The sequence below is a fragment of the Actinophytocola gossypii genome, from assembly GCF_025165815.1.
Classification (GTDB): domain Bacteria; phylum Actinomycetota; class Actinomycetes; order Mycobacteriales; family Pseudonocardiaceae; genus Actinophytocola; species Actinophytocola gossypii.
On record NZ_JAFFZE010000004.1, the window covers coordinates 511294 to 523645 of the forward strand.

At 70.6% G+C, this 12352-nt stretch carries 16 protein-coding genes; 10 read left to right on the forward strand and 6 right to left on the reverse strand.

The features are described 5' to 3' along the window. Positions 1–5 precede the first annotated feature (5 nt). Positions 6–1442 carry a glycoside hydrolase family 183 protein gene (locus tag JT362_RS03660; protein ID WP_260189562.1) on the reverse strand — a complete coding sequence of 479 codons (1437 nt, stop codon included), beginning with the start codon at positions 1440–1442 and terminating at the stop codon, positions 6–8. 169 nt (positions 1443–1611) lie between these two features. Here JT362_RS03660 and JT362_RS03665 point away from each other — a divergent pair, with 169 nt between their 5' ends. The 6 genes from JT362_RS03665 (at position 1612) to JT362_RS03690 (ending at position 4990) form a co-directional block, all read left to right on the forward strand. Beyond that, entirely contained in the window at positions 1612–2310 is a 699-nt protein-coding gene (locus JT362_RS03665) for a hypothetical protein (protein ID WP_260189563.1), read from the forward strand. Position 2311: 1 nt separating this feature from the next. Further along, positions 2312–2833: a MauE/DoxX family redox-associated membrane protein gene (locus tag JT362_RS03670; RefSeq protein WP_260189564.1), complete on the forward strand. Its 522-nt coding sequence runs from the start codon at positions 2312–2314 to the stop codon at positions 2831–2833. Beyond that, positions 2830–3315: a hypothetical protein gene (locus JT362_RS03675; protein WP_260189565.1), complete on the forward strand. Its 486-nt coding sequence runs from the start codon at positions 2830–2832 to the stop codon at positions 3313–3315. Before JT362_RS03670 ends, JT362_RS03675 begins: the two co-directional genes overlap by 4 nt. Then, positions 3312–4247, forward strand: coding sequence for a peptidoglycan-binding domain-containing protein (locus JT362_RS03680; RefSeq protein ID WP_260189566.1), 936 nt, complete (start codon positions 3312–3314; stop codon positions 4245–4247). Before JT362_RS03675 ends, JT362_RS03680 begins: the two co-directional genes overlap by 4 nt. Then, on the forward strand, positions 4244–4405 hold the full coding sequence (locus JT362_RS03685; RefSeq protein ID WP_260189567.1) for a hypothetical protein: 162 nt from the start codon (positions 4244–4246) through the stop codon (positions 4403–4405). The genes JT362_RS03680 and JT362_RS03685 overlap by 4 nt, the downstream gene beginning before the upstream one ends. 102 nt (positions 4406–4507) lie before the next feature. Continuing rightward, positions 4508–4990: a hypothetical protein gene (locus JT362_RS03690; RefSeq protein ID WP_260189568.1), complete on the forward strand. Its 483-nt coding sequence runs from the start codon at positions 4508–4510 to the stop codon at positions 4988–4990. Positions 4991–5284: 294 nt separating this feature from the next. On the opposite strand, the gene JT362_RS03695 is transcribed toward JT362_RS03690, so the two are convergent. The 4 genes from JT362_RS03695 to JT362_RS03710 form a co-directional block, all read right to left on the reverse strand. Continuing rightward, entirely contained in the window at positions 5285–5878 is a 594-nt protein-coding gene (locus JT362_RS03695) for a hypothetical protein (protein ID WP_260189569.1), read from the reverse strand. 98 nt (positions 5879–5976) lie between these two features. Further along, a complete protein-coding gene (locus JT362_RS03700) occupies positions 5977–7116 on the reverse strand; it encodes a hypothetical protein (protein WP_260189570.1) in 1140 nt (379 codons plus the stop codon). A 1-nt stretch (position 7117) separates the two neighbouring features. After that, complete coding sequence (locus JT362_RS03705; RefSeq protein ID WP_260189571.1) at positions 7118–7450, reverse strand: hypothetical protein; 333 nt, start codon at positions 7448–7450, stop codon at positions 7118–7120. A 17-nt stretch (positions 7451–7467) separates the two neighbouring features. Next, positions 7468–7947, reverse strand: a complete 480-nt coding sequence (locus tag JT362_RS03710) for a YbaB/EbfC family nucleoid-associated protein (RefSeq protein ID WP_260189572.1) — start codon at positions 7945–7947, stop codon at positions 7468–7470. Between the two features lie 43 nt (positions 7948–7990). On the opposite strand from JT362_RS03710, the gene JT362_RS03715 reads away from it, so the two are divergent. Continuing rightward, a complete protein-coding gene (locus JT362_RS03715; RefSeq protein WP_260189573.1) occupies positions 7991–8188 on the forward strand; it encodes a hypothetical protein in 198 nt (65 codons plus the stop codon). On the opposite strand, the gene JT362_RS03720 is transcribed toward JT362_RS03715, so the two are convergent. Further along, positions 8189–8776 (reverse strand): TetR/AcrR family transcriptional regulator, encoded by a 588-nt coding sequence (locus JT362_RS03720; protein ID WP_260189574.1) that lies wholly within the window; start codon positions 8774–8776, stop codon positions 8189–8191. It abuts the gene before it with no gap. A gap of 222 nt (positions 8777–8998) precedes the next feature. Between JT362_RS03720 and pdhA the strand changes: the two genes are divergently transcribed. Genes pdhA through JT362_RS03735 form a run of 3 tightly spaced genes read left to right on the forward strand, consistent with a single transcriptional unit; the run spans position 8999 to position 12287 of the window. After that, the gene (gene pdhA / locus JT362_RS03725; protein ID WP_260189575.1) at positions 8999–10057 is read left to right on the forward strand and encodes a pyruvate dehydrogenase (acetyl-transferring) E1 component subunit alpha; all 1059 of its coding nucleotides are present in this window, start codon (positions 8999–9001) and stop codon (positions 10055–10057) included. Beyond that, positions 10054–11049: an alpha-ketoacid dehydrogenase subunit beta gene (locus JT362_RS03730; RefSeq protein WP_260189576.1), complete on the forward strand. Its 996-nt coding sequence runs from the start codon at positions 10054–10056 to the stop codon at positions 11047–11049. Before pdhA ends, JT362_RS03730 begins: the two co-directional genes overlap by 4 nt. A 17-nt stretch (positions 11050–11066) precedes the next feature. Continuing rightward, a complete protein-coding gene (locus tag JT362_RS03735; RefSeq protein ID WP_260189577.1) occupies positions 11067–12287 on the forward strand; it encodes a dihydrolipoamide acetyltransferase family protein in 1221 nt (406 codons plus the stop codon). The last annotated feature ends 65 nt before the right edge of the window (positions 12288–12352 follow it).

Below are 12352 nucleotides of genomic sequence, written 5' to 3' on the forward strand. Positions count from 1 at the left end.
CCGGGTCAGCCGTTGAGTGGCTTCGCCGCGTGGACGGTCACGGTCACGTCGGCGATGTCGGCGCGGCTCACCCGGTCGTCGCAGTTGTCGGCGAGTACCGCGATCTGCTCCTTCACCGGAAGCCGTTGCCACTGCGGGGAAACCGGGCCCCGATGTCCGGGAAGTGCCGGTTCGTCCTCGGTCACCACGAGCTTCTCGGCGATCGCTCCCGCGGCGGTGACACCGCCTCGGACCGAGCCGGACCACTGGCGCACGCCGTAGAACGTCGAGTCGGGACCCGGGTTGATCCACTGGGAGACAAGCAGTTGGGCGTTGCCCAGCGTCGAGTACGGGTGCACCACCGGCGCGTAGAGATACGGCGCCTGGGACCAGGTCACGTGGGTCCTCGGCGCCGACCACAGGCCGGTCGGGTACGGCGCCGTCTGGGTGACCGCTCCGCGTCCACCGTTGAGGAACGACAGCACGACGCGCCCCTCGATGACCTCGGCCGCGATCTCACCGATCGCCTCGGACGGGCTCGGCGCGCCGATGATCGGCGTCGACGGGCCACCCGGCCGCCAGTCCCAGCGCCCGCCGCCGTCCGCGCCCCAGAACTGGTACTGGCTCGGCTCCCACATCCTGTTCCAGTGCACCCGCATGAGGTGGATGCCGCCGCCGTTCCACCGGCCCTCGTTGGTGCCGTAGATGTAGACCCAGTCCTCGCCCGGCCACATGATCATGGCGTTGTTCTGGAAGTGCGACCAGAGGCCCTGGTTCCAGAAGTCCATGTTCTCCCGGTTCGTCTCCAGGTTCCAGGTGCGTTGCCAGTGCTCGGCGTGCGTGTCGGTCGAGGTCCACTGGCGGGAGTACCAGGTGCGCCAGCTGCCACCCGGGCTCGGGATCCCGCCCTGGTCCGGGATGGCCCAGTCGCGTACGCCGAACGTGGTCATCAGGTAGCGGCCGTCCGGCAGGTGGATCAGGTCGTTGGGGATCTCGGTGACCACCTGGCCCGGCTCGTTCCGCGCCACGTGGGGATCGGCGTGGTGGTAGTCGATCATCTGCTTCGCGCGGGCGCCACCGATGCAGTTGTCCCAGCGGATCCCGGTGTGGATGTCCGCGTTCGACTGCCGCAGCCCGACCGGGGACCGCCAGCCGGTGCTGTTCTGCGGCACCGGCTGGTCGAACGTGTCCCCGAAGAGAGTGATGCAGTAGCCGTGGTTGGTGCGCGCGGTGAAGCCGAGATCGGTGCCGCGGAAGCCGAACCGGGCGGTCTCCTCGCCGGTGAGGTCCTTGACGTGGCCGGCGCGGGCACCGGGCGAGGTGCTGGCCGAGGCACCGCCCATACCGGCGACCAGGCCGCTCGCGCCGAGCGCCAACCCGGCGGCGCCCTTGAGGAACGTCGCCCGGCTCACCCCCCGCGCCGACAGGTTCGGATCGCTACCGGTGTCGTCGTCGCGCCGCATTCCACTCCCCTGACCTGAGTACGGGTCCGCCACCAGACCTTCGTCGTGATCTGGCAGCAGGTACGCGGTGGGGGAAACGGCCTATTTCCCCACCGGACTTCACGTAATACATTTACGTTATGTATCCACTCATGGTCAATGAGTACCCAACACCGTGCCGGGGGGTGCTGTGACGACCTCCGTGGTGCACCGGGCGCTGGACGGGCGGCGGTACGAGCTCAGCGGGTCACTCGACCTCGGGTACCCGGGCACGTCCTCGGTGCGGGTGACCGTGCGCGGCCGGATGTACGAGCTGGTCGCGGGGGTGAGTGGGCTCGCAGAGGAAGTGGCCTCGGCACTCGGCGTGTCCGGGTTCGACGAGAACCTGCGGTTCGCCGGCGGCACCCTGCTCATCGGCCGCACCCACCGCGTCGAACCGGGTTCGCGGATCGCCGAGGACATCATGGTCGCCGTGTGGCGCGGGCGGCGACACTGCCTGATCATCCACTTCTACGGCGCGTCCACCACCACGGCCGTCGAGGTGCTGGACACCCTGGGCATCGTCGAGCACGACGACGGGATCGCCCTGCGCCCCACCGCCGGCAGCGCCCTGGTCTCCCCGGCGGCGGTGGTCAAGGAGGTGCCGTCGCTCGGCCTGCTGGAGCTGACCGTGCCCTCGTCTCCGCAGGCGACGCGGCTGCCGGGCTGGAAGGGCAGGGCGACCCGTTCCGGCGAGCTGTTCTCCGACCGCCTGTCCAACGGCGATCCGTACTTCGTGCTCGCCGGTGCCGACACGTGGACGACCGTGCTCCCGCTCGCCGACACCGATCTCGCGCGGGTGCCCGAACTCGTGGACCGGCTCGACACCCGCCTGCTCGGCGACCGGTGAGATGGTGTTCCCGGTCAGCGTCGCGGCCAACGTGGTCCTGGTCGTGCTCGTGATCGCGGTGGCCGAACGGCTCACGGCGCCCCGCGTGCTGCCCGCCGCGATGACCGCGCACCGCGTCGTGCCGGGCCGCGCGGTCCGCCCGGTGGCCGTCGCGGTGACGGCCGCGGAGGCCGGGCTCGCCGTGCTACTGCTCCTCGCGCCGTCCCCGATCGTGCTCGCGGGCGCCGCGGTGCTCTTCGCCGCGTACGGCGGCTACGCCTGGCACGTCACCGCGAGCGGTCGTGGCGGGCCGTGCGGCTGCGGCGGGGCCGAGGTGCCGATGAACCACTGGGTGGTGGGTCGCGCGGTCGTCCTCGCCGCGCTGGCGGCGGTCGCATCGGCGGCGCACGCCGCGGTGCTACCGCTGACCCGGTTCGACTCCCGGCTGGTGTTGGTCCTGCTCGCCGCGGTCACGATCGCGGTCCTGCTCTGGCACCTGCCCGCCGCCATGACCCAGCACAATTCCGAGGAGGCGGAACGGTGAGCTTCACGACCAGCGCGTTGATCGTCACGTGGGTGGCCCTGTTGCTGCTGGCCTTCGTGGTCGCCGGGCTGGTCCGCCAGGTGCACGCGCTGTCCGCCGGCACGGGCGCACGGCCGGTCGCCGCCGGGCTCAGGACCGGGGACCGGGCCGACCTCGACGCGCTGCCCGCCGACGCGCCCGCCGTGCTGCTGTTCCTGCGCGCGACGTGCCACACGTGTGTCGAGGCGCTGGCGGAGACCGTCGAGGTGGTGACGGGCCGGCTGCCCGTGCTCGCGCTCTACGAGGGACCGGCGCCCGAGACACCGCCCGAAGTGGTGGCCCTCGGCGACCGCGCCCACCTGTTCGCCACCTATGGCGCGCTGGCCACCCCCTTCGCGGTCCTGGTCGGCCAGGACGGCCGGATCACCGCCGCCGCCCCGGTCGGCTCGAGGGCGGCCGTCCGCGAACTGCTCGCTCCCGTCAGCGTGATGGAGGTCCCGTGACCAGCGATCTGTCCACCGGAGTGCCGCCGCTGCGCGGCACCGACCCCGGCATGCCCGTCGAACCCCGGTCCCGCACCAGGAAGCCGCACTGGGCGGGCTGGGCGCCGACGAGGCGAGCCGTGCTGCGCGCCGGCGGCGTGGCGGGCCTGACCCTGCTCGGCGGCGTGTTCCCGTCAGTGCGCCGGGCGGTCGCCGACGGCTACGACATCTACCCGCGGTGCCCGTCCTACGCCTCGGACCACGACTGCTCGCCGGGCTGCGGGCCAAGCACGGTCTTCGCCGACGCGTGCGTCACCTCCGGGGAGAACACCGGTTTCCACAAGGACGACCAGGTGACGTGGCGGCTGCGGCCCAACGCGTGCCTGTCCGGCAGCTACGACGGCTGGATGTGGCGCTACGACCAGGCGTGCGGGGCGTGCTCCTGCCACATCGAGCGGCGCTGCCACGACGGCTACCGCAGGACCGGCTCCGGCTGGGTCAACTCGATCTGCCGGTGGACGACCGAGTGCGGCTGCCCGTCGACGGTGAACTGGCCGACCGTCGCCGCCGGCGACCGGGGCGCCACCGTCACCGCGATCCAGTACCTGGTCACCCACCACGGATTTCCGACCGAGCCCGACGGGGTGTACGGCCCGGCGACGGCACAGGCGGTCCGGGACTTCCAGACCGGGAGCGGGCTCCCGGTCTCCGGCGAGGTGTCCGCCGACACCTGGCCGTCCCTGGCGGCCACCGCCCGCCGCGGCGACTCCGGCGAGCACGTGCACGCCGTCCAGGCGCAGCTCAACGCCTACGGATACCGGCTCGTCGTGGACGGCGTCTTCGGTGCCGCGACGGTGGCCGCGACCACGGACTTCCAGCGCCAGAACCGGTTGACCGCGGACGGGATCGTCGGCCCGGTCACCTGGCGGACCATGACCGGCGGCGCGGTGTGAGCGAGCCGGGAGCGGTGCTCCGCCGCGGGCTGACCCACCCGGTGGCACCGCTGGTCATGGTTCCCGCGTTGGTCGCGCTGGTGCTGGCGGGCTGGGCGGTCGCGGCGTGGGCGGTGCTCGGCGGGCTGGCCGGGTACACGCTGTCCGGCTCCGTTTGAACCAGGAACAGCGCGTTCGCGCTGACCTCGTCAGGTTGGCGGGGTAGGACACGGCAGGGCGTCGCGCTCCTGCTGTTCGACACGGGTCTGGTACTGGGTGCGGTGCTGAGCGCACTCGTGCTGTTCGTGGTGAGCGGGCTCGCCACGCCGGTGCCGGAGCCGGTGCGACACGGGATCGTCGTCGCGGCCGCCGTTCTCGGCGTGCTTCGGGACGTGGGAGCGGTGTCCTTCCCGCTGCCGCAGAACGCGCGCCAGGTGCCCCAGGACGTGCTGCGGCGCGACGTGGTTCGCGGCGCGCTGCGGTTCGGGTTCGAGATGGGGACCGGGGTGCGCACGTACGTCTCGTCGACGGTGCCGTACGTGCTGGTGGTCGCGCTGCTGCTGACCGCGCCCGGCATCGCGACCGCGATCGCGGCCGGCGTCGGTTTCGGGCTCGGCCGCGCCCTCACCCCGACCACGCGCTACGCCAGCGGCGACGGGGAGACCTGGGATGATGCCCTGCACGCGCACGTGCGGGGCATCAAGGTCGCGGCCGGGCTGGCCGTGGCCGCGGCGCTCGTGTTCCTGCTGTTCGCTGCCCGGTGACCGGCGTGGAATGTCAACGAACTTCTCCTGGTCGCGCGACGCGTCCTGTTCTCGACTTCCGACAGCACGTCGTCCGACAGGTCGACGCCGAGATCCTGTCGGAGCCGAGCAGGAACTCGGCCGCATCAACAACAACGTCCACCCCAGGACCGCGTCCCTGATCGACAGCGATGAACCATCGACCGACGCGTCGGCTGCGGCACTCGGTCCCGTACCGGACTGCTCCCGTTGTCCGCCACCGGGACCCCGGCCGTGGGGTCGGTTCGGGCACATCGACGGCTTGCCCCGGTTCGGTCAGTCGGCGGGCCGTCCGTGCCAGTGGACGACGTCCGGGAACTCGTGGTACTTCCGCAGGTGTCGGACCTCGGTCTGCCCGCGCAGCGGGAACTCGAACTTCGAGCCGTCCGGCCAGGTGAGCGTGCGGGTGCGGAAGCTTACTCGCGGGCGGTCCGCGTGCTGGGCGTGCCAGAGGATCCGGGGTGACGGGGCGTCGGCCGGGTCGAGGTGGGTGGCTCCCGAGTCGACGACCGCGAGGTGTGACGGCGAGCAGGCCAGCCAGGGTCCCTTGGCCGGCTTGACGCTGTCCAGCAGGCCCAGCGCCATCGCGTTCTCCGGGCCGGTCACACGGATGTCACGTTTGAACGGGTTTCCCGCTCCGCCGGCGGCGAACAGCGAGAGGACGACGGCCACCGCTCCGCCCACCCCACGGACGACGTTCCAGCAGAAACGGCGGACCAACCGCTTGCCCTTGACGGTGCCGTCCAGGCGCCTGCCGGGCACCGCGAAGCCCAGGTCGACCGTCTCGTCGAGCCGCAGCACCAGCACCGGTTCCCGCCACTGGGCGCGCAGCATTTCCTCGACGCGCTCGCGATGACCGGGGCGCACCATCGAATTGTCCATTTTGGCCTGTGCGCGCTGTTCGGACTCGAAGAGGTCGCGGGCGGCTCGTTGCCTGGCCTCGCCGCGTGCCTGTTCGGCGTGGGCCGCTAGATCTCCAGGTTGCCCCGGGTCTCCTCCGCGCTCCGGTCCCCGCCGATCTCGCTCTTGTCGAACCACGGCTCGCCCCCTCCGACGCCCATGTCCTCGGTACCCTCGCCGTAGACGCTCCTGCCGGCCGCGATCCCGGCCTTGACCCCGGCACCGCTCAACAGCGGTGTGACGCCCACGGACGTGCCGAACATCGTGGTCAGTGCCCGGTTGCTCGGGGTGAGCGCGACGCCCGCCGTGTTCTCCAGAACGTCGAGGCTGAACTTCGACTCGCCGGCGAACGTACCGATGCGGAACTTCCTCGTCGCCTGCATGACCTTCGTCGAGTACTTCGCCAGGAACTCCACGAAGGTGTCGAGCAGTCTCCCGAACCGGCCGAGGTAGCCGGTGACCTTCGTGAACACGGAGGCGGCCTTCGCGATGGACGCGGTCATCGCGGCCGCGACGGAGCTGCCGAAGCTGATCACCGAGGAGGCCAGTGCCGGCAGCCAGATGGTGATCAGCCAGGACACCAGCTCGGTCATGATCGCCTTGATCACCTCTTCGATGACCACCATGACCATCGACCACATCCGCAGCACCTCGGCCACGGAGCCGGCGGAGGAGCCGATGCCCCGGATGCCGGCCGAGAAGTCGCCGAGCGCCTCCCGCGCCGCGTTCCCGGCGTCGTCGATCCAGTCCTTGAGCGCGGTGTCACCGGTCCGCTCGAAGTCGTCCGCCAGCGCGACGAAGCCCTGCGCGATCGTGACGAAGTTGTCCGAGGCGTGCCCGATCGCCGGGCCGTCCCCACTGACCTGGTGCAGCGCGTCCTGCAGCGGCTGCACCAACTCGAGCAGCATGTTCAACCCGTGGCCGACCAGCCAGCCGATCGGATCCATCGCGAACGTGGTCACGTCCGCGGCGGCCGCGCCGACGAACGCGGCCCCGTCACCGACCAGCGCGGCTGCGGCGGACGCCAGCTCCTCCGGGTTGTCCGCCTGTGCCGCTTGCCGCGCGTGCTCGGCGACCGACTTTCCGGACTTGTACACCGTGCCGACGACGGGTACGTGCCCGAGCGCCCGATCGACGTTCGCGCCGGTGCTCTCGTCGTACCCCTCCACGTCGAGGGCGTCGGCGATGCTGGGCTTCGGATCCGTCACGTCACTGGCCTCCCATCGCCTCGATCTGGGCTTCGTACCGGCCGAACGTGATCGTGCCGGCGTCCTCGACGCCCTGGTACATCCGAGCCGACTGGTCCACCTTGGTGACGAGCGCGTCGACACCGTTCCTCATGTCGTCCAGCAGCGAGCGCAGTTCGGCCAGCCGGTCCGTGTAGCCCTGCTTGGCGAACGCGCCGACGACGCCCCACGCCTCGTCGGTCACGTCGGCGGCGTCGATCAGGTTGCCGAACTTGTCCGCCTCGTCCTCGTAGTAACCGAGTTGGCGGCCGTACGCGGAGAGCGCCGTGATATCGACCTGAGATCCGCCTGACATCGTCCCGTCCCGTCTCGTCAGCGCCCGAAGATGGTGTCCTGGTCGAAGTCGTCGTCGCCGGAGGCGTCCGGCGGCCGGCGCGACGACGTCTCGTCCTGTGACGCGAGGTCGCCCTCCCAGGTTCCGAAGGCCGCGGCCTGGGCCTGTCGGACGTGCTCGGAGGCGTCGACGTTGAAGGCCCCGCCGAACGCCTCGTCCACGATGCCGGCCTGCTGCCGCGCCGCTCCGGCCACCGCCTGCCGCAGCGTCGCCATGATCGTGGCGGACAACTCGGCGGAACCGAGGCGCAGCGCCTCGGGCGCCAGGCGGATGTCGGTCACCATCCCCCCGGCGCCGGCCACCACGGTCACCCCGCGGTCCGGCGAGGTCGCGACGCTCTCCACCTCCGCGACCCGCTCCCCCAGGTCCGACACTCCGGCGAACCGCGCCTCGGCCTGTCGGATCCTGGCACCGAACTTCTCGAACTCGGCGATCAGCTGCTCCATGTGAGCGGACATGACGTACTCCCCTACGTGCCTGAGCCGAGCGACATCATGGCACATGCCGGGATCTCCGAAGCGCATCGTCGCTGTTCACGAAAAGGTCGCCCTGGCGCGCAAGATCGCGAACAAGGAGACCCACGAATTCGACATCTGGCTCGGCGAACCACTACTCAGTGAGCAGTTCGCCACGGCGCGACTCGACCGCCCGGGCGCGACAGCCGCGGCAAAGACACTGTGTGCGTCCATCCCGGCGTGATCAATCAAGAGCGCCAATGGTTTTCAGGACCGCTGACGCCTGTGCGCGCGCTTGGTCGTACGTCGGGGCGGCGCTGAGTCCGAGGAGCCGGCGCCGATGCGGCTCGCCCAGGAGCAGGGCGAACAGGTGCTCCGCGCGATCGGCGACGACCTCGGGAAGGGCGGTCGCGATGGCCCGGATGTAGGACTCAGGGCCGTCACGGTAGAACCGGTCGGCGAGTTCGGGGAACCGGTGTGCTTCCGCGATCATCAGCCGGTGCAGGGCGATCGCCTCGTCGGAATGCAACCCGTGGACGATGCTGGCGGCGAGATCGATGAGTGACGGGTGGTCGTCGGGAGTCAGGGTGAGCGTGCGCTGCCTGAGTCGCTCGACGGCGGCGAGGAAGATGTCGTTGCGGTCGCCGAAGTACTTGTAGATCGTGCGTTTGGTCACATGCGCTTCGGACGCGATGTCGTCGAGCGACACCCGCTGGAAACCCCCCGCACCGAACAGCCGGACCGCGGCATCCAGGACTTCGTCCCGCCGCTGCGCACGCTCAACCTCCGTGGGGCGTCCACGCTTGCGGGCGCCGGCTTGCTGCTCGGTCACGGCGTGCGGCCTCCTCGGGAGTCGACGACGGGCTACCCCCACCCTATATAATGAGACGTAGAACGTATCATTATGGCGCCCCTCCATCCGATGGGTCGCACTGTCGCCCGGCCAGGATCCCGGCCGGAAGGAGATCCCATGCCCCCGAACGCCGCCGCACGATCCGCGCGTGCCACCTCGACCTCCACGGCCCGACGGAGACGACCCGCGCCGGACACGACCGTGAGCAGCGCCGAGGCGTTGGGGTTCTACCGGCAGATGGTGCTGATCCGCCGATTCGAGGAGCGGGCCGCTCGCGCCTACACCGAGGCGAAGGTTGGTGGGTACTGCCACCTGAACCTCGGTGAGGAGGCGACCGTGGCGGGGTTGATGGCCTCGCTGGACGAGACGGACTACGTCTACACGAACTACCGAGAGCACGGCTACGCGATCGCTCGGGGGATCGAACCCGGCCGGGTGATGGCCGAGTTGTACGGGCGCAGCGACGGGGTCTCCCGCGGCTGGGGCGGCTCCATGCACATGTTCGATGTCGCCTCCAGGTTCATGGGGGGTTACGGCATCGTCGGCGGCCAGGTCCCCCTGGCGACCGGAACCGCGCTGGCGATCGACTACCGCGGCGGCCGCGAGGCCGTGGTCTGCGTGATGGGCGACGGCACGACGAACATCGGGGCCTTCCACGAGTCGCTCAACATCGCGGCCCTGTGGTCGCTGCCCATCGTCTACGTCGTTATCAACAACGGCCTCGGTATGGGCACGACGGTCGAGCAGTCCTCCGCGGAGCCTGAGCTGCACAAGCGCGCGGCGTCCTATCGGATGGCGTCCGCCCGGGTGGACGGCAACGACCCCGAGGCCGTGTACGACGCCGCGCGGACGGCCCTCGCCGGCGCCCGTTCCGGCAAGCCGTACCTGTTGGAGACCGTGTCCGGCCGGCTCAAAGGGCACTCGGTCGTCGACCCCGCCACGTATCGCACCAAGGAAGAGGCCGCAGCACTGAAAGCGGCCGACCCGGTCGCCGCCTACGCCGTCACCCTCCACGATCGCGGCCTGCTGACGGACGAATCCATCGCGGAGATCGACGCCGACGCGATGTCGGCCGTGGCCCGCGCGGTCGAGTTCGCCGACGCCAGCCCGCACCCGGACGTGTCGACGTTGTTCGACTACACCTACGCCACACCGGTCCCGAACGACTCCCGCCGGCTGCCCGGCGCGGCCCTCTACCCCGCGCCGCCGCGTCCCGGCGCCGAGGATGCCGGGGCCGTGCGGATCGGAGCCGCACGATGAGCCTGATCACCTACCGCCAGGCCCTCAACGACGCCCTGCGCTCGGAGATGCTCCGCGATGAGGACGTGTTCCTCATCGGCGAGGAGATCGGCCAGTTCGAGGGCTCCTACAAGATCACCGCGGGGCTCCTCGCCGAGTTCGGCCCGAAACGCGTGCGCGACACCCCGATCGCCGAAGAGGGCTTCACCGGCGCGGCGACCGGCGCGGCGATGGTCGGGTTGCGCCCGGTCGTGGAGATCATGACCATCAACTTCTCCCTGCTCGCCCTGGACCAGATCGTCAACCACGCCGCGAAGATCTACGGCATGTTCGGCGGGCAGGCCCGAGTGCCGATGGTCATCCGCACCCCCGGCGGTGGCGGCCAGCAGCTCGGCGCCACCCACTCGCAGAACATCGAGCTCTTCTACGCCTTCGTCCCGGGGATGAAGGTCGTCGCCCCGTCCTCCCCCGCCGACGCCAAGGCGCTCATGCTCGCCGCGATCCGCGACGACGACCCCGTGCTCGTCCTGGAAAACCTTTCCCTCTACAACACCAAGGGCGAGGTCCCCGACGAGGACGTGCCCGGCGAGATCGGCAGGGCGAAGGTCACGCGCGAAGGATCCGACATCACCGTCGTCGCCTACTCCCGGATGGCCGCGGTCGCGCTCGAGATCGCCGGGAAGCTCGCCGAGAGCGACGGCATCGACGTCGAGGTCGTCGACCTGCGCAGCCTCCGTCCCCTGGACCGCGACACCGTGATCGCGTCGGTGAAGAAGACCAACTGCGCCGTTGTCCTCGAAGACGACTGGCTCACCTACGGCATCGGCGCGGAGATCGCCGCGACCATCTCCGACGGTGCGTTCGACTGGCTCGACGCCCCCGTCAGGCGCGTCGCGATGGCCGAGGTCCCCCTGCCCTACGCCAAGCCACTGGAAACCGCCGCGCTCCCCTCCGCCGACGACGCCATCACCGCTGTCCGCGAAACCCTCGACGCCACCGCACGGCGCCGCTGAGCCGAAGAGACCTCACCGTGATCGACATCCTCATGCCGCGCCTGTCCGACACCATGACCGAAGGCGCCATCTCCGCCTGGCACAAGAAGCCCGGCGACACCATCGAGCCGGGAGACGTCCTGGTCGAGATCGAAACCGACAAGGCCACGATGGAGCACGAGGCCTACGAGTCCGGCGTCCTCGCCGAGATCCTCGTCGCCGAAGGCGAGAACGTCGCCATCGGCGCCCCCATCGCCCGTCTCGACGACGGCACCGACGAGCCGGCACCACCGAAGCCGTCGGCCAAAGACGACCGGCCGGAGCTGGGCCAGGAAGTCCCGGACACCCTCCCCGCCGCCACGCGCCAACCCGATGCCAAGCCCGAACGCCGAGCGGCGACACCGCTGGTCCGCAAGCTCGCCCGAGAACGCGGCATCGACCTGGCCACCGTCACCGGCAGTGGTCCGGGCGGCCGGATCGTCCGCGCGGACCTCGACGACGCGACCCGCCGCGCACCAAGCGCACCTCTGGCAACCGACCACCCACCGCAGGCGACAGCGGTGGACGGCGAGGCGATCCCGTTCGATGCGGTTCGGCAGGCGATCGCCGCCCGGGTCACCCAGAGCGCCCTCACCATCCCCACCTTCACCGCCACCGCCTCCGCCGACGCCGAGGCCCTGCTCGCACTGCGCGCCGACCTGAACGCCGCTCTCGACGGGACGGGCACGAAGATCAGCGTCAACGACCTCCTCGTCCGCGCTGCCGCCCTTGCTCTCCGGGAACACCCCGGTGTCAACGCGTCGTACTCGTCCGAAGGACGCGGCCAGACGCTCGTCCACTCGCGAGTGAACATCAATGTCGCCATCGCCTCGCCGGCCGGGCTCATGATGCCCGTCGTGACCGACGCCGACCAAGCAGCTGTCAGCGCGATCGCCGCCCGCGTTCGTGCCCTGGCCGAGAAGGCCGCTGCCCGCAAGATCCAGCCCGCTGACCTGACCGGCGGAACTTTCAGCCTCAGCAACCTCGGCATGTACGGGATCGAGCACTTCACCGCCATCATCAACCCTCCCCAGGGCGCCATCCTCGCGGTCGGCGGCGTTGGGCGCGAGGTACGGATCGTCGACGGCCGACCGGAAGAACGCCGCCGACTGCGCTACACCCTCACCGCCGACCACAGGATCATCGACGGGGCCCTCGCAGCGCGGTACCTGGCGACCCTCACCGAGCTCATCCACCACCCCCACCGGATCGTGGCGTAGGCGCTGGGGAAGGCATCGAGCCCCACCTCGCGCCCGGCGACGACCTCGGCTGTTCGACACAATGT

Coding starts and splice junctions, on each gene's coding strand:
- JT362_RS03660 (WP_260189562.1), bottom strand. CDS start 1,442: ATGCGGCGCGACGACGACACCGGTAGCGATCCGAACCTGTCGGCGCGG.
- JT362_RS03670 (WP_260189564.1), top strand. CDS start 2,312: ATGGTGTTCCCGGTCAGCGTCGCGGCCAACGTGGTCCTGGTCGTGCTC.
- JT362_RS03695 (WP_260189569.1), bottom strand. CDS start 5,878: ATGGTGCGCCCCGGTCATCGCGAGCGCGTCGAGGAAATGCTGCGCGCC.
- JT362_RS03705 (WP_260189571.1), bottom strand. CDS start 7,450: ATGTCAGGCGGATCTCAGGTCGATATCACGGCGCTCTCCGCGTACGGC.
- JT362_RS03710 (WP_260189572.1), bottom strand. CDS start 7,947: ATGTCCGCTCACATGGAGCAGCTGATCGCCGAGTTCGAGAAGTTCGGT.
- JT362_RS03715 (WP_260189573.1), top strand. CDS start 7,991: ATGCCGGGATCTCCGAAGCGCATCGTCGCTGTTCACGAAAAGGTCGCC.
- JT362_RS03730 (WP_260189576.1), top strand. CDS start 10,054: ATGAGCCTGATCACCTACCGCCAGGCCCTCAACGACGCCCTGCGCTCG.